The organism is Kamptonema sp. UHCC 0994 (assembly GCF_029167235.1).
Lineage (GTDB): Bacteria > Cyanobacteriota > Cyanobacteriia > Cyanobacteriales > Microcoleaceae > Kamptonema.
Genome location: NZ_JARFTR010000022.1, coordinates 1 through 22195, shown reverse-complemented (window position 1 = coordinate 22195; position 22195 = coordinate 1). Strand labels below are relative to the sequence as shown.

General features: G+C 42.2%; 19 protein-coding genes and 1 tRNA gene. 9 read left to right on the top strand and 11 right to left on the bottom strand.

Annotation, left to right across the window (positions count from 1 at the left end):
• Positions 1-1384 (bottom strand): cache domain-containing protein (locus PY364_RS02385; RefSeq protein ID WP_275520181.1); only part of this gene is annotated, 1384 nt, incomplete at its 3' end.
• A gap of 167 nt (positions 1385-1551) precedes the next feature.
• Positions 1552-4899, bottom strand: coding sequence for an ATP-binding protein (locus PY364_RS02380; RefSeq protein WP_275520179.1), 3348 nt, complete (start codon positions 4897-4899; stop codon positions 1552-1554).
• A 288-nt stretch (positions 4900-5187) separates the two neighbouring features.
• On the opposite strand from PY364_RS02380, the gene PY364_RS02375 reads away from it, so the two are divergent.
• A complete protein-coding gene (locus PY364_RS02375) occupies positions 5188-6843 on the top strand; it encodes a SulP family inorganic anion transporter (protein WP_275520177.1) in 1656 nt (551 codons plus the stop codon).
• A gap of 114 nt (positions 6844-6957) precedes the next feature.
• Here PY364_RS02375 and PY364_RS02370 read toward each other — a convergent pair whose 3' ends face one another.
• From PY364_RS02370 to PY364_RS02360, 3 genes are read right to left on the bottom strand one after another with little or no spacing between them, the layout of a single operon-like run.
• The gene (locus PY364_RS02370) at positions 6958-10194 is read right to left on the bottom strand and encodes a SpoIIE family protein phosphatase (protein WP_275520175.1); all 3237 of its coding nucleotides are present in this window, start codon (positions 10192-10194) and stop codon (positions 6958-6960) included.
• A 51-nt stretch (positions 10195-10245) separates the two neighbouring features.
• Positions 10246-11115, bottom strand: coding sequence for a nucleoside triphosphate pyrophosphohydrolase (gene mazG / locus PY364_RS02365; protein WP_275520174.1), 870 nt, complete (start codon positions 11113-11115; stop codon positions 10246-10248).
• Between the two features lie 9 nt (positions 11116-11124).
• Positions 11125-11715 (bottom strand): metal-binding protein, encoded by a 591-nt coding sequence (locus PY364_RS02360; protein ID WP_275520172.1) that lies wholly within the window; start codon positions 11713-11715, stop codon positions 11125-11127.
• 108 nt (positions 11716-11823) lie between these two features.
• Between PY364_RS02360 and PY364_RS02355 the strand changes: the two genes are divergently transcribed.
• From PY364_RS02355 to PY364_RS02330, 6 genes are all read left to right on the top strand, one after another.
• A tRNA-Val gene (locus tag PY364_RS02355) sits at positions 11824-11895 on the top strand.
• 107 nt (positions 11896-12002) lie between these two features.
• On the top strand, positions 12003-12461 hold the full coding sequence (locus tag PY364_RS02350) for a DUF29 domain-containing protein (protein WP_275520170.1): 459 nt from the start codon (positions 12003-12005) through the stop codon (positions 12459-12461).
• A 28-nt stretch (positions 12462-12489) separates the two neighbouring features.
• Positions 12490-13098, top strand: coding sequence for a Uma2 family endonuclease (locus tag PY364_RS02345; protein ID WP_275520168.1), 609 nt, complete (start codon positions 12490-12492; stop codon positions 13096-13098).
• 262 nt (positions 13099-13360) lie between these two features.
• Complete coding sequence (locus tag PY364_RS02340) at positions 13361-13909, top strand: COP23 domain-containing protein (RefSeq protein ID WP_275520166.1); 549 nt, start codon at positions 13361-13363, stop codon at positions 13907-13909.
• Positions 13910-13939: 30 nt separating this feature from the next.
• Positions 13940-14710, top strand: a complete 771-nt coding sequence (locus PY364_RS02335) for a serine protease (RefSeq protein WP_275520164.1) — start codon at positions 13940-13942, stop codon at positions 14708-14710.
• A gap of 52 nt (positions 14711-14762) precedes the next feature.
• Entirely contained in the window at positions 14763-16313 is a 1551-nt protein-coding gene (locus tag PY364_RS02330) for a trypsin-like peptidase domain-containing protein (protein WP_275520161.1), read from the top strand.
• A 60-nt stretch (positions 16314-16373) separates the two neighbouring features.
• Here the strand turns inward: PY364_RS02330 and gatC are convergent, their stop codons facing one another.
• Positions 16374-16667, bottom strand: a complete 294-nt coding sequence (gene gatC, locus PY364_RS02325) for an Asp-tRNA(Asn)/Glu-tRNA(Gln) amidotransferase subunit GatC (RefSeq protein ID WP_275520159.1) — start codon at positions 16665-16667, stop codon at positions 16374-16376.
• Positions 16668-16860: 193 nt separating this feature from the next.
• Complete coding sequence (locus PY364_RS02320; RefSeq protein ID WP_275520157.1) at positions 16861-17382, bottom strand: photosystem I assembly protein Ycf3; 522 nt, start codon at positions 17380-17382, stop codon at positions 16861-16863.
• A gap of 28 nt (positions 17383-17410) precedes the next feature.
• Between PY364_RS02320 and PY364_RS02315 the strand changes: the two genes are divergently transcribed.
• On the top strand, positions 17411-17569 hold the full coding sequence (locus PY364_RS02315; protein ID WP_275520155.1) for a hypothetical protein: 159 nt from the start codon (positions 17411-17413) through the stop codon (positions 17567-17569).
• Here the strand turns inward: PY364_RS02315 and PY364_RS02310 are convergent.
• Together PY364_RS02310 and PY364_RS02305 are read right to left on the bottom strand one after the other, a co-directional pair.
• The gene (locus tag PY364_RS02310; RefSeq protein ID WP_275520153.1) at positions 17546-18745 is read right to left on the bottom strand and encodes a hypothetical protein; all 1200 of its coding nucleotides are present in this window, start codon (positions 18743-18745) and stop codon (positions 17546-17548) included. The two genes, PY364_RS02315 and PY364_RS02310, sit on opposite strands and share 24 nt — an antisense overlap.
• A 688-nt stretch (positions 18746-19433) precedes the next feature.
• The gene (locus tag PY364_RS02305) at positions 19434-20243 is read right to left on the bottom strand and encodes a TIGR00297 family protein (protein WP_275520151.1); all 810 of its coding nucleotides are present in this window, start codon (positions 20241-20243) and stop codon (positions 19434-19436) included.
• Between the two features lie 20 nt (positions 20244-20263).
• Between PY364_RS02305 and PY364_RS02300 the strand changes: the two genes are divergently transcribed.
• Entirely contained in the window at positions 20264-20695 is a 432-nt protein-coding gene (locus PY364_RS02300) for a VOC family protein (RefSeq protein WP_275520149.1), read from the top strand.
• Here PY364_RS02300 and PY364_RS02295 read toward each other — a convergent pair.
• Complete coding sequence (locus PY364_RS02295) at positions 20625-21290, bottom strand: alpha/beta fold hydrolase (protein WP_275520147.1); 666 nt, start codon at positions 21288-21290, stop codon at positions 20625-20627. The two genes, PY364_RS02300 and PY364_RS02295, sit on opposite strands and share 71 nt — an antisense overlap.
• Before the next feature lie 138 nt (positions 21291-21428).
• On the bottom strand, positions 21429-22061 hold the full coding sequence (locus PY364_RS02290) for a triacylglycerol lipase (protein ID WP_275520145.1): 633 nt from the start codon (positions 22059-22061) through the stop codon (positions 21429-21431).
• Positions 22062-22195: the final 134 nt, after the last annotated feature.

Sequence of the window (22195 nt, the reverse complement as noted above, 5' to 3'; positions counted from 1 at the left end):
GGGAGGTATTCGCTAAAAATTCGTCTTTAAGTTGGTCGAGATGATGTAGTTCTTGATTTTGATCGGCTAAAGTTTCTTTTTGTGCTTCCAGGGTGCTAAAGGATGCTTTGAGTTGGGAAGCCATGCTGTTGAATGATTGTTCTAGGGTTTCAATTTCTTCAATTTCGATTGCATCACTTATTTCTAGCTGTCGATCCAGATTTCCTTTGGCAAGTTCTTGAGAGGCTTGAGTTAATTTAAGAATGGGTTTAGTAATTAAACCTGCGGTGAAGATGCCAACGGCGATCGCTACTCCTAAAGCCAGTAAACACAGCCGGATTGTGTTGTTATTATTGGCATTAATTTGTGCCATAAAGTCTTCTTCTGGAATAGTCACCACCACCAACCAGTCAATACCTTTACTATCTCGAAAAGGATCGACTTGGACGAAATAATTTTTACCATCGACGGTAAATTTCAGTTGATGAGATGCTTGGATATTTTGAAAATCATGAAACTGCTCTAGCAAAGCTTGACTCGCTTTTTGGGTGATAGCATTGCTACTATTGACAACGTTGAGTCGTTCAACTTTTTGCTCTGGCAGTTGGACAACCTTATCTGGGTAATATTGAAAGGGCTTTTCCCCTGTAGAAGTGGCAATCATTTCTCCAGAACGTTCCAGAATAAAACTTTGCCCAGTTTTACCGATTTTAAGTTTGCTTAAAAAATCCCCAAACATTACCAGATTTAAGCTTGTCATCCACACTCCTTGGAGATCTCCAGTCTGGGTATATATGGGTTTGCTCGCCGCAATGTATAGGTATTTACCTGTAATGTGAGGATACAGTTTTGCCCAAACAGCTTGCTTTTGCTGCACTGGAATTTTATAGTAGGGGCGGTTGCGGGGGTCAAAGTTAGGTTTCCCGGCGTTGATAATTTTCCGGCGTTCCCCCTTTGGACTGGTGGTATAGGTAGTCAAAGTATGGTTATTTTCTACCTCCGAAGTACGGATGACGATCTCGCCATCATCCTGCCGCTCACCAGCAAAAAACTCCTGATTGGGGGTAACAAAAGCTGCGGCAGCAACAAGGGGAAAGGCAGGGAGTTGTCCCCATAGAAACTTCTCTACGTCTCTCCCATTATTAAGATCGATGCGGTTTTGGCTCAGGGCTGCATCATAGGTTTCAAAGGATTGAAAGGGAATAGCAAGCAGATAAGTTAGATTTTGCTTAATGCGATCGTTAGTATCATTCCGCAACTGAGTAGCTACATCATTTACTGCTTGTTGACCATTGCGGAAGGAGAGATAGCCCACCAAACCAACCGCAGTCACAATTTGTAAAACAAAGGGCGCAACCAGAGCGGTACGGAGGCGAAATTTGCGGGGTGTTTTGTTAACGGTCATAAATTTAATTCCTCAAATAAATCAAAAATATCTAAGCTGCGATCGCGGATCGGTTATTACACCAATACAGCATGATGTTAAGTTTTGAGATGCGATAGTTAGCATTATAGTATTACCTCCTAACAGGTTGTGCTAACTTTATATCAACTTCCACCTCTAGTAGCAGATTACTTCTCACTTAAAGCTTCTATTCCTTCCCATCCTTCGGGGACTCCATACTGTTGATATTTCTCACAACGCTTGATGTAAACCATCGTCGCTTTATCGCGAGGATTAATCTGTAAAACCTCCTGAAATATGTGTTTCGCCTCCTGAAATTGTTGTTGATAGTAGAGAAATACCGCCACTTCAAAACGTGCCTGAGTTTGATGCTTTAATCGCTTTTGTTCTGGTTCATCTCCATCATAAACTTCAAAAACAGCAACGGCTAATTTTTTCCCTTTTACCATCACCCGATCTAAAAATCTAAAGCATTGTTCTTGAGTATAGTCAAGACAACAGAGAGTATTATGACTGATTAAAATTCCGGCTCCATAAACCTTAGTTAAACCTTCCAAACGTGAAGCTAAATTCACCGCATCAGCAATTACTGTAGTTTCCATCCGTTCAGATTCACCAATCGTACCGAGCATTAATTTACCTGTGTGTAAACCAATACCAATCGCAATTGGAACTTGACCTTGCTGTTGCCTTTGTTGATTGTAAATTACTACTTGTTTTTGCATAGCAATGGCGGCCTGTACCGCATTATTTGCCGACTCAGGAAATAAAGCCATAATTGCATCCCCAATATATTTATCAATAAATCCCTTATTTTGTCGAATCACAGGGCTAACTTGACTAAGATAAGAGTTGATAAAATTAAATGTTTCTTGCGGTGTCATCGCTTCTGACAAGGTGGTAAATGAGCGAATGTCAGAAAACATTACCGTCATTTCTTGCTGTACTTGGTCGCCAATTTGCACATCAATAATGCTTTCCTTTCCTAAAAATCTTAGAAAGTTACGGGGGACAAATCGCCCATAGGCTAAAGTTAGTTGCGTAATCGAAATATGAGTTCTGATTCTGGCTAACATTTCCTGTTTTTGAATAGGTTTACAGAGATAATCATTAGCGCCTGATTCAAATCCCTCTACTATATCATTCACTTGATTTTTAGCAGTTAGCATCACAATTGGTAATTCATAAGCGGGAAAGCGATCGCGAATTTTTTGACACACTTCATAACCCGTCATTTTGGGCATCATCAAATCAAGTAAAATCAAGTCTGGAATAAAACCACTTTCCATTACCTCTAAAGCTTCTTGTCCGTTACTCGCTTCAGTAATGGCGTAATTGTACAGAGAAAGATTGTTAATAAGTACCTGACGATTAATCGGTTCATCATCAACAATTAAAATTTTAAATTGTTTTTCGTTATTGACTTTTTGATCTAACTTTTGACTGGTTATTGATGTTAATAATTCTAAATCTGAATTTTTTTTGCTCATTAAATTTATTTCTGGCTTAGATTCAGCTCGATCGGTAGATAATGGCAAGGTAAAAGTAAACTGGGAACCAACTCCCAGTTGAGATTTAACAGTAATTCTACCTCCGTGCAATTCCACCAATTGTTTGGTTACAGCTAGTCCTAATCCTGTACCACCATATTCTCTAGCCGTAGAGCCTTCTGCTTGTTCAAAGGATTCAAATATCCTGTCAAATTTATCTGGTGGAATGCCAATTCCGGTATCGGAAACGGTAATAGCTAATTGGTAATCAGTAATTGGTAATTGTTCAGGTTCAGTTACCACTTCTGCGGACACTGTAACAGTACCATAAGGGGTAAATTTAATAGCATTACCTACAAGATTATGCAGTATTTGTTGCAAGCGATCTTCGTCGGCGGCTGCGGGGGGAAAATCACCAGAAATAGCATTGATTAATTGTAAATCTTTTTGACCAACCAAAGGCTTACTAAGCGTTAAAACTATATTAGTAACTGCTCGTAAATCTACAGGTTTCAGTTGCAATTCTAAGTTATTGTGCCGGAGTTTTGAAAAGTCAAGAATATCATTAACTAAATTAGCTAAACGGCGACCGCTAGAAGCAATTAAAGCTAGGTTAGATTGTGTAGTTTGGGGGAGTTCTCCAGTTGCACCATCAATCAGAGATTCAGCAATACCAATAATTCCATTAAGAGGTGTACGAAGTTCGTGAGAAGTATTAGCAAGAAATTCATTTTTGAGTTTGTCGAGGTCTTTTAACTCTTCATTTTGGTTCTCTAGGGCGGTAAAAGATGCTTGTAGTTGCTTTGCCATACTATTGAATGAATTTGCCAGTTTTTCGATTTCAATAATATTAGTAGTTTCCACCTGTTGCCCTAACTTACCTGTGGCAATTTCGACCGATGCTTGAGAAATTTTGAGAATCGGGCGGGTAATCCAACGCGCCGTAAGAATACCGACAATAATTGCTACAATTAAAGTCGCAATACACAGTAAAATACTGGTACGAGTGTTAGCATCAATCTCTGCTGTAAAATCTGATTCTGGCACAACAACAATAACCAGCCAATCTAAAATACCTAATTCATCTTTAAAAGGTGAAATTTGTAGAAATTGTTTCTCGCCATTGAGTGAAAATTCCATCTGTTGAGGACTATCAATTTTATTTAATTCTCCAAAATTATCTAATAAGTATTGAGTTGTTTTTCTTGTTAAACTATCGCCAATTTTCTCGGCGTTAAGCCGTTCGATTTTACCATCAGCAGAGAGAGTAAAAGGTTCTTTGATAATGGAGCTAGCGACTAAAAGACCATTGCGTTCAATCACAAAAATTTTGCCAGATTTACCAATAGTAAAACTATGGAGAAACTCACTAATTTGTGCTAAAGAAATATCGGTAAGAAAAATACCTTGAAGCGCTCCTGTATTGTCGTAAAATGGAGATACGGCTGAAAGATCCAGCCTTTTACCTAATGCTGATGGTTCAATCGTACTCCAAGTTGGTCTCCCGGCACTAACACCAGCTTTATACCAGTCGCGAGTCCGAGCATCATAATTAGGTTTTTCGCGAATTAGTTTGAGGCGTTCGCCTCGATTATCTACCGCATATCTACGGATAGTATTACCTGTTATTTCATTGGCTACAACTGTATATTTTTCCGATCTATTAGCTCCTACAAATTCACCTTTAGAATTTGCAAAAGCCATCGTTCCAATATTTGTATCAAGGGATTGACTTTGTAACCAAAAATAACGCTCCATTTGATCGAAATTACTAGGATCTAGTAATTGTTGACGAATAGTATTGATATGAATTTGCTGAATTAAATGAGGTTGAGCCAAGTAACTTCTTAGGTGAACTTGGACGCGGGCGACTACTTCACGTCGCAACTGACTGGCAACATTGTTGACGGCTTTCTGCCCGTTGCGGAAGGAAAGATAGCCAACAAGTCCAACAGCCACAGCTATTTGTAAGACAAAGGGCACTACTAGGGCCGTGCGGAGGCGGAATTTGCGGGTGGTGCTCATAGGGGCGCAAGGAATATGACACTGGAACTTATGATGAAGTATAACTCTATCGATTTAGGGACTGCCGCAGTTGATGAATTATTTACTGCCAGATAAATTATTCCGATCCTTTTCCTTTAGTGAGCAACAATTGGTGTAAAGTTTATAAATATACAGAAGTGATATTCTATAGCAGGTTTGAATTGGTTATCTAGTACCAGAAATTAGCCATTCTGTACTCATTCAACTCAAACCCGCAATATTTCATTTCTCTAAAATTTCTGGGTTAACTACTTTTACTTGTAGAAGATGCAAATTACCAATAAGATTCATTTCCGAAATCTTCAAGGTGACATCTTTGGTGGTGTCACTGCTGCTATTGTCTCTCTACCCCTAGCCCTCGCCTTCGGGGTTGCCTCTGGTGCCGGGCCCGTTGCGGGTCTTTATGGTGCGGTTTGTGTTGGTTTCTTTGCTGCACTTTTTGGCGGAACCCCCACTCTAATTTCTGAACCCACGGGCCCGATGACAGTGGTGATGACTGCAATCGTGGGTTCTATGATTGCCGCCAGCGATCCAAAAACGGGCTTGGCAATGGCTTTTACCTGCGTAATGTTAGCCGGAATTTTCCAAATTATTTTTGGAATTTTTCGACTTGGTAAATATATTACGTTGATGCCCTACAGCGTAATTTCTGGCTTTATGTCAGGGATTGGAGTGATTCTAATTATCCTGCAAATTGCACCATTCTTGGGACAAGCCAGCCCCAAAGGTGGCGTGTTGGGAATATTGAACAATCTCCCCCAATTGGTTAGCAATATCGATCCAATTGAGACAATTTTAGGGTTGATGACGGTGGCAATCATCTTTTTGATGCCCAAACAAATCAAACGCTATGTACCACCACAATTAATAGCTCTAATTGTAGGTACAATTGTTTCACTGACGTTATTTGGAAATGCAGATATTCGCCGGATTGGTGAAATTCCAATTGGATTACCAACTTTACAAATACCAACTTTTACAGCAGCACAAACTACCACCATTTTTGTAAATGGTGTGATGTTAGGAATTTTGGGTTGTATTGATACACTGTTAACCGCAGTGATTGCCGACAGTTTGACCCGCACAGAACACGATTCTAATAAAGAATTAATTGGTCAAGGAATTGCCAATTTAGTTTCAGGAATCTGCGGTGGTTTGCCCGGTGCAGGGGCGACAATGGGTACAGTGGTAAACATTCAAACTGGTGCAAAAACAGCCTTATCTGGATTAACTCGTGCTTTGGTGCTATTAGTTGTAGTCTTGGGTGCAGCAAAACTCACCGAACCAATTCCGATGGCAGTTTTAGCAGGAATTGCCCTGAAAGTGGGGATTGACATTTTAGATTGGAGCTTTTTAAAGCGCTCCCATAATGTCTCAGTTAAGGGTTCCATCATTATGTATGGAGTCTTATTTCTGACGGTGTTTGTTGATTTAATTGTCGCTGTTGGGGTTGGAGTGTTCATTGCCAATATCCTCACAATTGACAGTCTCAGCGAGTTGCGCTCCAAAGAAGTTAAAGTGATTAGCGATAACGATGATAACATTCTTCTCTCTCCTGAAGAAAAGGAATTATTAGATATCGCCAAGGGACGGGTACTGTTATTTTACCTGAGTGGTCCAATGATTTTTGGAGTCTCAAAAGCAATTTCCCGCGAACACAATGCCATCAATAATTGCGATGTTGTGGTACTGGATCTTAGTGATGTTCCAATGATGGGAGTAACGGCATCTATGGCTATCGAAAATGCCATTAAAGATACCATCGAACAAGGTCGTAAAATCTTCATTGTCGGTGCCGCAGGCAAGGTACAGCAACGCCTAGATAAATTTGGCATTACTCAAGTTGTGGGAACTGAAAACTTTTTTGTAAATCGCACAGAGGCGCTTCAGAAAGCAGTTTCACTTGCTACTATTACCCCATAACTAGCAGTGGGGTGGGCGCTGCGACAATTGTATTCCGTTGATGGCATAAGGCGATCGTAGCGCCCACCCTAAAAGTTGTATAAGCGTTTATTTATGTCCGACTACTTAAGCCTACTATTTCTGTTTCAAAACCACCAAAGTAATATCATCAAATACTTGCTGAATCCCAATGTGTTGCCGCACCGAATAAATCACAGTATTTCTAATATCTTCAGCCGAATGATGATAGTTATTTTCGACTACTTCAATTAGGCGATTTAAGCCATATAACTCTTTATTAATATTTTCGGCTTCAGTTATCCCATCTGTATATAACACAACCACATCCCCCTGGTTTAAACAAATTTTCTCTTCAGCAACCCATTCAGCTATATTCTCCTCTAAACCAATCGGAAAGCCAAGATTAATCGTATCAATCATCTCTACTTTGCCATCAGAGCGGACAATAATCATTGCCTCATGCTGACCGCTCAATTTCATCACTCCATTAGCGTAGTCTACTAAAGCCAATGTCATGTTTTTAGCAGAATCCATACGTTGGATATTGCCATAAAGTGTCCGGTTGATAACATCTAAAAATTTCACAGATTCGGTTTCTTCACTTTCTAGGAGAGTTCTGACAGCCGTTTGCGCCATCAACATTAACATTCCAGCTTCTAACCCATGTCCCGTCACATCGCCGATGCCAATTTTGACACTTCCATTATGTTGTAGCACGTCATAGTAGTCGCCACCAACTTCATCTGCTGGTTCCATAAATCCAGCTATTTCTAAACCATCAATTGCTTCTAGTTCGTACTGCTTTGGTAAGATCATCTGTTGCAGTTTTAGTGTTACTTCTAACTCAGCACCCATCCGGAGATTTTCAGATATCAGGCGAGAAATATTAATTTGGGTGCGAATACGGGCAAGTAATTCATCTTTGGCAACAGGTTTGCTTAGATAATCATTAGCCCCGGAATTTAAGCCAGTGACAATATCTTGAACTTGGGTTTTAGCTGTTAATAGTAAAATGGGAAGTTCCGTCGAAACAAAGCGTTCGCGCAGTTTTTGCGTCACTTCATAACCAGTCATTTTCGGCATCATCACATCTAGTAAAATAATGTCTGGCTTCAAACCTTCCTCAATTAATGATAGAGCTTCTTCCCCATTTCTAGCTTGATAGATTGCATAGTTCTGTAAAGATAGTATATTAACAAGTACCTGAAGATTCACCGGTTCATCATCAACAATTAAAATTTTTATGTCTGCCTGAGTATTTGTGAATTGTTGGTTATCTGTTGTCAGCAATAGTTCTGATATTCCAGGAATAACTCTATCTTTAATTGCACTAATTTGTGCAGGTTTTTCAACTTTATTGATTGAAACGGGCAAGGTAAAAGTAAATTGTGAACCGACTCCCATTTGAGACTTAACGCTAATTACACCGCCGTGCAATTCCACCAGTTTTTTAGTCACAGCGAGTCCGAGTCCAGTTCCACCGTAAACTCTGGCGGTAGAACCTTCTCCTTGTTCAAAGGATTCAAAGATACTATCTAATTTATCTTCTGGTATCCCAATACCAGTATCGGAGATAGTAATTGCTATTTGACTGTCAATAGCTACTACTTCGGCTGATATAGTTATGCTTCCCTTAAGGGTGAATTTAATGGCATTACCGATCAGGTTATGCAGGATTTGTTGCAGGCGATCTTCATCGGCTTCGGCGGGAAGAATATCGGCAGGAATAGCGTTAACTAATGCCAAATCTTGATTAGCGATCAAGGGTTGACTAAGGGTTAAAACGAGATTAGTAACTGCTCGTAAATCTACAGGTTTTAGTTGCAGTTCTAAATTCTTATGTCTGAGTTTAGAAAAGTCGAGAATGTCGTTAACTAGACTGGACAAACGGCGACCACTATAGACAATTAATTTGAGGTTGGCTTGTGTAGTTTGAGGTAGTTCTCCAGTTGCACCATCAATTAGAGATTCAGCGATGCCAATAATGCCATTTAAAGGAGTACGAAGTTCGTGAGAAGTGTTAGCAAGAAATTCATCTTTGAGTTGGTCTAGTTCTTGTAACTCGGTATTTTTAGCTTCTAGTATGGCAAAATTTTCTTGCAGTTGTTGAGCCATTTGGTTAAAAGATAGAGCGAGATTTTTGATTTCATCAACTCCTTTTACGGTTACTGCTTGGTTGAATTTCCCTTGAGCGATCGCTCCACTTGCTTGACTCAATCGCTGAATCGGTGCTGCAATCAAATTGGAGGTAATAATTCCTAGTCCTGTGGCGATCGCTAAAGTTAATAGGCACAGAAAAATTGTGGTATTGGTGTTGGCATTAATTTGTGCCATAAATTCAGACTCTGGGATTACCATTACTACCAGCCAATCCAAGCCGTATTTATCGCGGTAGGGGATAACTCTGACAAAAGGTTTTTGATTGAGATTGGGGCGGAGTAATTGAGGTTTAGCGATCGCTTTCAAACTGCCAAACTGCCGGATTAACTCTTTAGTTACATCACGGATTGCAGGTTTGCTACTATTCAAGGCTTTCAGTCTTGTAGCTTTGCCATTGACGATGGGGGCTGGGGATTCATCCGTAGAACTAGCAACCATTAACCCTGAACGTTCCATGATGAAAATGTAACCCGATCTCCGACTATCCAATGTTTTCAGAAATCGGCTAATTTGAGATAGTTCCAGATCGATACCGAGTACACCTAGAAACTTTTTCTGCGTGTCATATATGGGAGTGCTGGCTGAAATGCTGATGTAATTCTGCAAATCTCCCCAAGTGTAAATAGAACTCCAGATCGTCTTACCAGCTTTGACTGCATCTAAGTACCATGCAGCATTATTTGTTTGGGGGTTTTTAATCGTATATTTTAACCTAAGTCGATTACCCCGATTGTCTACTGAGTAAAAGCTGATTTTACTGAGGTCAGATATGGGAATTTCTCCAATTTCCAACGTATTATTCTCCCCATAACCAGCACCGATAAATTCTCCCTTTTTACTGCCAAAGTTAACATAAGCAAAATTCAACTTGCTCATTTGATGATAGAAGTATTTTTCCAGGGTTTTAAAATTATTCAAGTCCAAAATTCCCGACTCGAAGGCATCCACATTCGTGCGGTTAATTTCCTGGGCTTTCCCCAAATAACTATCAAGATGTTGATTAATCCGATTGCTTGTCTCCGTCATCAATTCGTCTGCCAGTTTCTCAACAGATTGCTGCCCACTTCGATAGGACAAATAGCCTACTAATCCCACTGCGCCAACAATTTGCAGTACAAAGGGGACAATTAGCACTAATCTCAGGGGTATTCGTATAGTTTTTTGGGATTTGGTCAGGCGATCGCTAATCATTTCAGGTTAAGGATAAGATATTGAAGTTAATAAATTAGAATAATTCTGCGACTATTCTGTTTCCCCAACACCATCATTTTTTTGCTTAGCAAGTAAAGCTTTAGCATTCTGCCATAATTTTTCTAATTCTTCAATGGTATAATCTGAAATGGGGCGATCGCAAGCTGCTTCGACTTGACTAAATCGCTTAACAAACCGATGATTAGTTTCCTGCAAAGCTATCGATGGATCTAAGTCATACCACCGTGCAACATTAATTAAGGCAAACATAATATCGCCTAATTCTGACTCTTGGCGAGCTTTATCTTCATGTTCAATAGCATATTCAAACTCTGCTATTTCTTCCCTAAATTTATCCCAAACTCCCTCAATATTCTCCCACTCGAAGCCAACAGCAGCAGCTTTTTTAGAGATTTTCATTGTAGCAGAAATCGGAGGCAGAGTTCTGGCAATTCGACTAAGTTTAGATGATAGAGAAGTATTTTCTAACGTTTCTCCTTTTTCCGCTGCTTTGATTTGTTCCCAGTTTTGGTGAACTTCATCAACGCTTAGAGGGGCGATTGCGGGGTTATCGCCCCTACCATCCCCAAAAACATGAGGATGCCTTCTAATTAACTTTTCGGTAATACCGTTAGCAATTTCAGTGAGTGAGAATTGATTTGACTCGCTGGCAATTTGAGCTTGTAGAATAACTTGTAATAATAAATCCCCTAATTCTTCCGCAATTGCTTTTCGATCGCCGCTGCGAATTGCATCCACAACTTCATAAGCTTCTTCAATTACGTAGGGAGTTAAACTTTCGGGAGTTTGTGCTAAATCCCAAGGACAACCACCGTCGGGCGATCGCAATTGGGCTACAACTTCTATTAACTGTTGAATTGCTATTAATGCAGCAGCATTGGGTGTAGTAGAATTAGACATATTGATAGTTTAAAATTTAGATTTGCTAGTGCGGCGAGGAGATTTACGCCTGTGTTTCTTTGTTTTAGCAGAGGGAGGTAGCAACCCGCTTAATCCTTGCTTTTTGAAGCGTTTGTAAGCTGAACCACTCCAATCGCTTAAGGAATGCGACATGGCCCCTAATTCGAGACCGATGTAAAGGGCGAAGCACTCGGTATAATGTTCGGAGAGCGATCGCAACATCAACCTGACAAATTCATCCCAATTCCACTGTAAACCCCAAAAGATTTTAGCCACTTGGATGCCGACGATTCCTAAGACTGCGAGCCAAGTAGCCAGGTACAATATTCGCAACGCAGTACCGATTAAAGGGCCGTGAGATAGCAAAGAACGATGACGGAGGCTTTTTTGGTATGGCAACCACAGCCACCGCAGCCAACCCCAGCGTTGATACTGGCAGGAGTAGATATCTAAGTCGGGGCCGAACATCAGGCCGCCAAATAAGAAGCCGCCAGAAACCAGCAGAGTTAGGTTGCCACTCTGAGTCTGCCCAAAAGTTAGGCCCGCCACAAAGGGCAAGCTCCACAGGGTGATGCTATCATGGGTTCGACCAGAAGGCATGGAGGATAAGGGTTTGGGGATGGGACGGGAAATTTTTAGCGAAAATTTGCCCTGAGTGATTGCTTTTGATTTTACAGTCTGCTATGATTAGTTTTACTTAGTCAAATCGGGCGGTTAGCTCAACGGTAGAGCGCCTGCTTTACACGCAGGATGTTACAGGTTCAAATCCTGTACCGCCCATAAAGTTATAATCTATCAAAATAGAAATCCTTAATACTTTTGGTCGCAAGTTTAAATACTTGCAAGCTTTGGCACGATCGAATACTTAGCTATAGGAGGAGAGTGATATGACAACTTCTCAATCAGTTGCTCGCATTTCAACACTTTATGAGCGCGACTTCTGCTTGTGGGCCGAGGAAGTCGCCAAGCTTTTGCGAGAAGGAAAATTTTCAGAACTTGATATGGAAAATCTGATCGAAGAAGTGGAAGACATGAGCCGAAGACAGAAGGATGCGCTGAGGAGCAATCTCCGAATTATATTGATGCACTTATTAAACTATAAATATCAATCAACAAAACGCTCTCAGAGTTGGCTTGATACAATTGAAGAACATCGCATCCGTTTAGAAGATGCGTTTGAGGAGAGTCCTAGCTTAAGATCCTATTTTCCAGAAGTCTTTGATAGTTGCTACCAAAAAGCCCGCAAACAAGCTGCCAAGGAAACCAATTTGCCGATTGATACTTTCCCCAGTGAGTCACCATTCACGCTAGAAGAATGCCTTGATGAAGATTTTTTGCCCAACTAATCTTTTTGCTATAACAGAATCAATCTATATGATACAAGCCTTAGACAAACAATTAACTTTTGAAGATTTTTTGCAGTGGTATCCAGATGGAACAGGTCGCTACGAATTGCACAATGGAGTAATTGTTGAGATGAATCCAACTGGCGACCACGAAGAAGTTACAGCTTTTCTTAACCGCAAGCTCAATGTAGAAATTGACCGCTTAGCTGTGCGCTATTTCATTCCCAGAACATACCTCGTTAAACCGGAAAATGCAGATTCTGGTTATCAGCCAGATTTGATTGTTTTGGATAAAATTGCGCTAGAAGCGGAACCACTCTGGAAAAAATCATCAACTATTTTGCAGGGCAACTCAGTCAAATTGGCAATTGAAGTAGTTAGCACTAACTGGCGCGATGACTACCTCAAAAAACTTGCTGACTATGAGGCGATGGGTATTCCTGAATATTGGATTGTGGACTATCTAGGACTAGGAGGAATGCGGTATATTGGCAACCCGAAGCGACCCACTATTTCTATCTACCAACTGATTGACGGCGAGTACCAGATCAACCAATTTAGAGAGCAAGAGCGCATTGAATCCCCAACATTTACGGACTTGATTTTAACGGCCAATCAAATTTTTAAACAAAATTAAGATTAACGAGTCAAGTCGTTATTACGAACTTCTATGTAGCCCAGTGTAATTTTTGATACATGGCATTTATACGTGCGGAGAAGATTTGTGAAGTTTGAGATAAGATGTACTAAAAAATACTATTTTTATCAGCTCCAAAAAATAATTCGATAATTTGCTTGACAAACACTGAGGAATATTTTCTATATATACATAAGGTGCATTCTACTGATTGTATTTCAGAAAAAATAACTCACGACTTAAAAAGGTCAAGGAGAATATCTTGATAAAACTTAAATCTTTAGGTTCAATAGCAGCAGCCGCGATCGCGATCGGCACAGCAGCACTACCGCAGCCCAGCCAAGCTCAAACAGGACGACAATTTTTCTGCGGCATGAGCAAGGGCAACCCAGCCACTGTCGTCCGCACCGTCAGAGGCCCGATGACTATGGTGATTTGGACTAACGAAGATTTCACCGCTTCTGGCTGGACACCAGAACGTCGTTGCAAAGAAATTTCCGGCAGATTCGAGCGCTTCAACAGCAGCGGCCAGCTAAAGCACCTGAAAGCTGGAAAAGTTAGCGGTCAACCAGTCATCTGCGCTGCCAGCAACAGGAACACTTCTTGTTCCAGCAACACAGTGCTGATTACGCTACCAGCCGGCACTAATGCCAATGCAGTCCTCGATCGCCTACTTAATACTCGCGCCGGCGCATCTTCGACCCCCATTTACCTGAGCGCCGACGACGAGAAGGCGATCAAACTCACCTACGATCAAAATGGCGATGCTTCCGTTGACGTAGATGCCATAGTCGATCAGATAAACTGGTAGTGTTTTCGATCGAATCGCAGGGAAATAGTGATGGTGAATTGGCGCACATTGCTGCTAGTTGTCTGTGTTGGCAGTCTATCAATAGCGTTGCCAACACAGGTATCGCAGATTAAAGCTTTGATTGGCCAACCGCCAATTCAACTCTCCGCCCCGCAGTTAAATCAGCGGGCGCGGTCAATCACTGTCAAAGTGATTTCAGGAGAAGCGTTAGGTTCAGGGATTTTAATGTATAAACGAGACTCAGTTTATACGGTTCTGACCAACGACCACGTGATCAAAGCCGGGAATCCCCCCTATCAAATTCTGACACCAGACGGAAAAATCTATGAAGCTACAAAGATTTCTCCAGCCAAGCCTCTACAAGGAAATGATTTAGGTTTATTGCAATTTGTGGCCACCGACACAGATTATCCAGTTGCCAAATTGGGAACAACACCCACAGCAGAAACTCATGTAGTTGCTGCCGGATTTCCATTTTCTGCCCAAGGGTTTAAAGATGGTTTTGTAATGAAATCAGGGCAAATAAAATGGGTGCTAGACAAAGCATTAGAAGGTGGCTACCAGATCGGTTACACTAATGAAGTTGAAAAAGGCATGAGCGGAGGCCCCCTGCTCAATCGCGCTGGCGAATTAGTAGGGATTAACGGCGTACACGCCCATCCAGTTTGGGGCGACCCATATCTGTTTCAAGATGGCTCCGAACCGAGCGAATCGGATCGAGAGAAAATGAGCCAATATAGTTGGGGCATTCCAGTGGCGACGTTTGAACCCCTGGTTTCCTCAGCAGCGACGGCGAATTAGTTGCGATCGTATTTTTTAGTAGAATTTCGGCAGTGCTGAGGCAGTGAAGCAGATGACTTTTCCGTACAGATTATCGGCTGTTTTGATGGGGAGCGCGATCGCTCTTGTGCAGTTTCAACAAATAGCAGCGGCCCTGAAGCCAGAAGAAATTGCTGATATTGCCAAGCAGGTGACAGTAATTATTGGTGGCGAGGATGGTAAAGGTTCTGGGGTAATTGTTGATAGGCAAGGCGATACTTACACCGTCGTGACAGCGCATCATGTGATCGCCAAGGCTGGAAGTTATGCAATCCAAACTATAGATGGTCAGAAATATGAAGTCCTCCGTAGCACTCAAATAGCCAATGTAGATTTAGCCCAATTACAGTTTACTAGCAAGAAAAACTACCAAGTTGCCGATATTGGCAATCCGAATCTGCTCAAAGAGGGGATGACAATCTATTATGCTGGCTATCCCAGCAACGAGTCCGTTACTACCCGCGATTTTCGTTTTTTTCCTGCACCAATTACTCGCCGAGGACAAAATTCCATTGATGGTTATGAAATATCTTATAAAGGAGATCCTCTCCCTGGAATGAGCGGCGGCCCAGTGCTCGACGAGCAAGGTCGTTTGATTGGAATTCATGGAAAAGCCGAGACTGTTATTGTTCGCGAAACTATCACAATAGTCGGGACTCAAGCCATACCAATTGATAAGTTGGTGATGCAGCGACCCAATCCAGAACCGCCGATCGCAACTAGGCCCACACCAATTCAAACGCCAACACCTACGCCTTCACCTTCACCATCTATTGAGCCTCAAATTTCTGCTTCTCCATCACCTACTCCACAAATTGAAGTATCCAGAAATACCCCGGAATCCCCAGCCGAATCTGCACTTAGTAAAATGCTTCAGGGTCAAGCAACTTACTTCAAAAGCACTGGCAATTTTACTGACAAACCCAAATTACTAGAGCAGACATTTAAAATTCAGCCACCTTCAGATTATGACTTTCCCATCCTCAGCAATAGCGCTGCCAGAGGAGTAATTATTTATGGTCAACCGCGCAATCCGAACATGAGAACTTATGTAGGAGGTGTGTTTTTAGAGCAAAATGCCGATCAAAATAATCCTGTAACAGTATCAATTATCTGCCAAACAATCGAGCCAATAAGGAGTCGCCCACCATATCCAACTTACCTGGAAGGCCGTCTGAGTTGTGGTGCGGGAACTGAGCTTAGAAGTGCAAGCAATTTGCCTCAACAAAATTCTCAGTCAGCTCAACCGCAGGGAACATCATCTCCTCAATTGGGAGCTAATTTTAATTTAGTTAGCTTTTGTAGCGCTTACGATCAATCTTCGCAGCAACGTCAAGCTTTAGAATGGCTGCAAAGTCAATTTTCCCAAGAAATACTATTAGAATTTGCTGATAAGTGGCGTAGCCGACTTGTTGACAAAGCTCAAAGACGACCGATTAATTTAACGGATGCTTGTAAGTTTTACGATCGCACTGGGAAGCATCCTCACCAAAATCAGGCTTTAGAATGGTTGCAGCAACAAGTTAGCCAGGAACAGTTAGATGATTTTGCTAGAAGGTGGCAAAACCAAGCAGCGGGTGGTTAAGGGTGGTTAACAGTTAACTGTTAACAGTTAACTGTTAACCGTTAACTGTTTGAATCTGAATTAATCTTCACTGATAATCTTAGGCACTCTGAAAAAGTCGCCATCTTGCTCTGGTGCAGCGGCTAAAATTCCTTCTCGATTAGCAAAGGGTTCCAAATCATCCGATCGCGTCACGTTACTAACATCGATCGCTCTTGTTGTAGGTGGGACGTTAGTTGTATCTAGTTCGCTCAACTGCTCGAAATACTCCAACATACTACTCAGTTGAGTCGTAAATTGCTCTTCTTCTGCCTGCGTTAGTTCCAATCTCGCTAGATGAGCAACTTTACGCACTTGTTCGTTATCAATTTTCATTCTTAATTTGTTAGTAATTAGTGGTTAGTGGTTAGTTGGTGGTGGTTAGTTGTTATACTAAAATCCGGTTTAAACACCCTCTTTATTTCTTCAGTCCGCGCAGGCGGACTTTGGTTGTGTAGTAGCGGTTTCAACCGCCAAGTCCAATATAACAACAGACAACTAACAACTAACCACCAACCACTAACAAGATTTAGAAGTATACATCAATCTGCGATCGCCCAGAAGTTTTGAGCCAATTTTGCACTTCAATGTAATTATTGGGCGCAAGTCTGATCGCTTCCTTCCAGTATTCAGCAGCCTTGTCAAACAACTCTTCTGCTGCTTCTTCGTTACCAGCTTCTTTTTCTCTTTCCCCTTTGTAATGGTAAATTACAGCAATATTATTCAGTGCTTGCGGCATCCGGGGATTGAGATCGATCGCCTGAGCATAATAGCCTAAAGCTCGATCGTGTTCGCCATTACTAGCGTGGATCAGTCCCATATTATAGAGAATATAGCCGCGATCGTAAGGGTCATCCTCTAGAGTCAGAGCTTCATTATAATTATCCAGCGCTTCGGCATATTCTCCATCTGCTTGAGCAGACATACCATCACGGTAATAAGCAAAGGCTTCCTTTGCTCTTTTATTAGTCGGCAGAATCTTGAGAATGATATCTGCCATCACTGTAAAGCTTTTATCGATAAAGTTATCGTTGCGTTGAGTTCTAGGCATATTTTAAAGATCGGGTTGCTATTGACTTATGGTGGATTTTAGCGCTTCTAGAGGTTGGGGCAGAAGTTTTGGCTACGATCGCTATTTAGTTGCGGTGCAGCTTTTGCCAGGGAAGCATTTTGATTATAGTAGCCGATCGCAACTTTTTACTAATTACCAAGTTTTAAACGCGATCGCTGCTAGTTAAGTCAGCTTTTACAGCCTCTTCAACTGCCTTTAAGTCAATATTAAACTTAGATGCGATCGCCACCATCAGCTTCTGTTCTTCCTCCGTTACCACGCAATCTAGCTGAGAAATTGTGTAGCATCTAGCTAGCATTGCCATTGCATAGTCGCGGTTAAGCTGTTCTAAAAGTTGATCCAAAGGCATAGGTGACTGAATATTAGCAGCGATCGCCTCCAGCGTTACCGGTGTTAAATTTAACTCTTGCAATTCTGGCAAAATATCTGACCACGATTTATCAGGATAACTTGCCAAAATCTGATGGACTAAAATCTGATCCATAATCGCTTGTTGCGCGATCGCGACTGTCAAATATTCCTCACTTTCCCTTTGAATTTCCTCGGCCACCGCTGGCGATGTCAAAGGATTCACCTTCGCCTCATAAAACCGACAAGCTGCATACCCTAGTGTATAAAGCATAACTGCATTCGTGCTCGCACCGATCGCCATCCCCGCCAGAGGCACATTTCGCAGCAATCCCAAACCCGCCTTCAGCGCTTCGGAACCTCCCAAGGACAGCCCAAAAATCCCGAAAACCTCTCCTCGCCGCGCTGGAGAGTGCAAATCCATCCCATAAGCCGCCGCAATTTGATAAAGCATTTCTGCTTGTAACTGCGTCGTCGCCACCAAATCCACCGCCAGTAGCGCCACCGCCACTCCTGGCAAAACGCTACTAACTAGGCCAATTCCCCCAGCATAAACAGCTTTCTCCACCATAATCCGGTGAGCGATCGCGCTTGGACTTTCCTGTGGATATTCCTGCTGCAACTTTTTGACAGCAGCCTCCGCACTTGCGATATCCACAGATCCAACTAAACTCAGCAGCCAATCAGCCTTGAAAACCTTGATAACTTGTTTGAGTACAGGGTTATCACCCACTATTGCCAGCAATTTTCCTGCTTCTTCGGTAGCGAAATCTAACAAATCCTGAGTTTGTTTCGCTGCGGTAGTTGCGGCTGTACCAATTGCTTCTGTAGCGATCGCCCCTGCTTTTCCTGCTTGCGATGTAGCTTGCGCGATCGCATCTCCGATTCCTGCTACCACTTGTCCCGCAGCATCACACAGCGAATTTTCCGCAGGTTTTGCATCCGAATTAATTGATTTATTTGACTCAGGTGGTTGCTGCTCTTTTAATACCATTATACAATTCCTCTGGAGCTAGTCTTAAATTCGGATACAGGGATGGTGGATAACAATTATCGGTTGGAAAGGGTAGGTTGAGCGAGATAATCTAGGGTTTTTGGCAGTTGCCAAAATACGTAGGTTTATCTAGGCTTTCTAAGAATTTGGCGAAAACCAACAATAATTGTGATAGACTGGGGGAACGCTTGATTAGTGCGGGAAGAATAAAGCTTACTGGGTGTGAAAACCACAGAAAAACACTTGGCACAAACTGATCGTCAAAAAAACCAAATATTTCAAGTCCTTTGCTAATCAAGCAATCTCTAACTGGGAAGAGTAGGCCAACCTGAGCAATCAGGAAGCATATAGCACTTGCTCTAGGCAAAACATAGACCGCTAAGTTTGATTTACAGATTTCTGTAGGTTTTTAGAAGCGGTGACAAAATCTATCGGTGAACTTACCTACAATTTTTATAGTATTTTACCATCCATATTTTACCATCCTTCTAGGGGTCGATTCACCTAGATATAGCAGGTGGTAGGTGGTAGAGGCGATGCGGGACAGGATCGATTGCTGAAACCATTGATTCTATTCCCTTCTTCCCTTCTTCCCTTCTTCCCTTCTTCCTTCTTCCATTCTTCCCTAGCTATAGCGCCCCTAATCTAAGCGCCCCTTCTTCCCCTAGCTATAGCGCCCCTAACCGCCTTAGCGGTTGCTATAACTCCAGACCAAGGCTAATAACACAGCAACGATCGCGCCAATCAAAGTATTGAAAATATTCACCACTTCATTAGTTAACCAATCAAATTTCGATTGCAACGTTGCACCAATTACACTCTCTATATTAGTAGCAACAAAAGCAGCGATCGCACAAAATACTAATCCTGTCAAGTCAATCAACCCAACTACCCAGCCCAGAAGTGCGATCGCCACTGAAGCCACAACCCCCGCCAACGTCCCCTCTAAACTTACCGCCCCTTCTGTCCCTCTGGGTACGGGTTGCAGCGTAGTAATCAGAAAAGTCCGCTTACCATAAGCTTTGCCGATTTCACTAGCGCAAGTATCCGAAAGCTTAGTGCTAAAACTAGCCACGTAGCCTAACATTAATAGGGCAATAACCCCCTTAAAATCCCCTGGGTAAGAGGGGGGCAAGATACCAACGATGAACGCGCCCAAGGCGCAAAGAGCGGCGGTAAGAGCAGAACCCCAAACATTTTCCGGCCCTCTAGCGCCGGAACGCTTTTCGGCAATACCTTCGGCTTCTTTTTGCGCTAAGCCGATACGAGTAACGGCAGATCCGACTAGAAAATAAAACATTACCACCACATATCCCCGCCAACCCAAACAGCCCCAAATCAGAACCCCTAACAGCCAAGCGTGAAATATTCCTGCTGGGGTGAGTAACTTTTTGGGAGAAATCGAGACGATCGCGAGTAAAACTGTATTTAGTGCGATCGCCACCAGCCAAGGATTGAATAAAAATGAATAATTAAAGAGGAATTCCGAGTTCTGCATTTTGACAAATCCACCTAATTATGAACCAAGTTATATTCCATCTCGCCTTCCCCGTTGCCGATATTGCCCAGACAAAAGCCTTTTACGGTGATGGCTTAGGCTGCGAAATCGGTCGCGAAAGCCCTAATTCCCTAATTTTAGGTCTTTGCGGTCATCAAATCGTCGCCCACGTCAGCCACGAACCCCTAACGCCCCAACGCGGTATCTATCCGAGGCACTTTGGCTTAGTTTTTACCTCAGAGGCTGACTGGGAAGCATTGTTAGAGCGATCGCAACAAAAGGGATTACAATTCTATCAACAACCTAAACTGCGATTTGTTGGTTTACCTACAGAACATCGCACTTTCTTTTTAATAGATCCCTTTGACAACATACTAGAGTTTAAATATTACCGCGAAACTGAGGCGATTTTTGGTTATAGTGAATACGATCAAGTTGGGGATGCGGTTTAATTGGTGCTGCCAATGCTTCAGCAACCGCCTCTAAACTTTTTCTGTCTCTTACCATATTGCCATGAGCAAAAATCGGTAATTTTAACTCTGTACCCACTGGCATTTTCGAGCTAGTAGCTGGAACAATGATGAAATCCCAATCTGTCCAGATTGAGGTAAAATTTAGCTGGTCGAGCATAGAAACATCCCGATTTAATTCTTCAATAAAGGCACTTTTAGGGCGCATCTGTACGCAACCTTTTCCCCAAAGAGAATAGGCCATCCAAGTACCGTTATTAGGGGCAGAGATAGCTATAAACCTTTGCACTCTGTTAATGCCACCTAATCGCTGTACATAATAGCGACTAACTAGACCGCCCATGCTTAAGCCAACTAGATCGAATTTCTGTTCTAAGCCAAAGGTTTTATCTGCATAATCTGCTACTCTGCCAGCTAATTCATCAAGACCGACATTACCGTAATTGGTAGTGAGATTGAAGCTATATACTTGCCAACCTAAGCTAGTTAAGTAAGCAGACATTTTGCGGAAAACGCTTGAGTTGACGAAGATTCCGTGAATTAGCAGTACTGGGTTACGGTCGGAATTGCTGTTCATTTTTCAATTGTTATAGCTAGGGACTAGGGCGTGTTTTCAAACCCTGGAAGGGCGAAGCATTCGGGCAAAAAACACTTGCCTAAGCTTGATTAACAGTTAACCGTTAACAGTTAACCGTTAACAGTTAACCGTTAACAGTTAACCGTTAATAAAGTTTTGAATTTGTAACTGCTTAATTGGCGCTTCTAGTTCTTCAACTATTGCTTGTAAAATCTTGGGATCGCTTCTCATCTGACGGTGAAGCAAAACGTTTTGTTTAATCTCTTTACCTATAGACATTTGGGAACTTTGGGCGGGGATAATCATGCCATCAAAAGGAGTCCATATTGATGTAAAATTAATGTCTTGTAGCATAGAAGCATCATAATTCAAATCCCGCAAAAAACTACTAGCAGGACGCATTTGTACGTATCCAGGTAGCCCACGAGAGTAGGCTGTTTGGGTTCCGTAGTGAGGAGAAGAAATAGTGATGAAGCGTTGTACGCGGTTAATTCCACCTAATCGCTGGACGTAGTAGCGGCTGACTATGCCCCCCATGCTGAAGCCGATTAAATCCAAGGGCTGTTTTGGCTTAAAGGTTGTGTCAATAAATTCTGCAAGTTGCTGGGCGAGGAATTCAAGGCCGAGGCTGCCGTCGTTAGGGATTAAATCCAGGCTGTGGACTTGCCAACCCCGCTCGTTCAAGTATGCTGTCATGGGGCTAAAAATGGCGCTGGTGTCCCAGATGCCGTGAACGAGTACGACTGGGTTGCGATCGCTTATAATATTCATCTTATTTTTCTCCTTGTTTCCTGATTCAAGCTTATACCTTTGCCAGAGTCGGTTTGAGGTACAGTGGGACAGCTTATTAATCGGCTCAAAGTATAGCTAGGGGCTAGGGATTACGTAACGCCGCCATCCTGGCG

Coding starts and splice junctions, on each gene's coding strand:
- PY364_RS02380 (WP_275520179.1), bottom strand. CDS start 4,899: ATGAGCACCACCCGCAAATTCCGCCTCCGCACGGCCCTAGTAGTGCCC.
- PY364_RS02375 (WP_275520177.1), top strand. CDS start 5,188: ATGCAAATTACCAATAAGATTCATTTCCGAAATCTTCAAGGTGACATC.
- PY364_RS02370 (WP_275520175.1), bottom strand. CDS start 10,194: ATGATTAGCGATCGCCTGACCAAATCCCAAAAAACTATACGAATACCC.
- mazG (WP_275520174.1), bottom strand. CDS start 11,115: ATGTCTAATTCTACTACACCCAATGCTGCTGCATTAATAGCAATTCAA.
- PY364_RS02360 (WP_275520172.1), bottom strand. CDS start 11,715: ATGCCTTCTGGTCGAACCCATGATAGCATCACCCTGTGGAGCTTGCCC.
- PY364_RS02350 (WP_275520170.1), top strand. CDS start 12,003: ATGACAACTTCTCAATCAGTTGCTCGCATTTCAACACTTTATGAGCGC.
- PY364_RS02345 (WP_275520168.1), top strand. CDS start 12,490: ATGATACAAGCCTTAGACAAACAATTAACTTTTGAAGATTTTTTGCAG.
- PY364_RS02335 (WP_275520164.1), top strand. CDS start 13,940: ATGGTGAATTGGCGCACATTGCTGCTAGTTGTCTGTGTTGGCAGTCTA.
- PY364_RS02330 (WP_275520161.1), top strand. CDS start 14,763: ATGACTTTTCCGTACAGATTATCGGCTGTTTTGATGGGGAGCGCGATC.
- gatC (WP_275520159.1), bottom strand. CDS start 16,667: ATGAAAATTGATAACGAACAAGTGCGTAAAGTTGCTCATCTAGCGAGA.
- PY364_RS02320 (WP_275520157.1), bottom strand. CDS start 17,382: ATGCCTAGAACTCAACGCAACGATAACTTTATCGATAAAAGCTTTACA.
- PY364_RS02315 (WP_275520155.1), top strand. CDS start 17,411: ATGGTGGATTTTAGCGCTTCTAGAGGTTGGGGCAGAAGTTTTGGCTAC.
- PY364_RS02310 (WP_275520153.1), bottom strand. CDS start 18,745: ATGGTATTAAAAGAGCAGCAACCACCTGAGTCAAATAAATCAATTAAT.
- PY364_RS02305 (WP_275520151.1), bottom strand. CDS start 20,243: ATGCAGAACTCGGAATTCCTCTTTAATTATTCATTTTTATTCAATCCT.
- PY364_RS02300 (WP_275520149.1), top strand. CDS start 20,264: ATGAACCAAGTTATATTCCATCTCGCCTTCCCCGTTGCCGATATTGCC.
- PY364_RS02295 (WP_275520147.1), bottom strand. CDS start 21,290: ATGAACAGCAATTCCGACCGTAACCCAGTACTGCTAATTCACGGAATC.
- PY364_RS02290 (WP_275520145.1), bottom strand. CDS start 22,061: ATGAATATTATAAGCGATCGCAACCCAGTCGTACTCGTTCACGGCATC.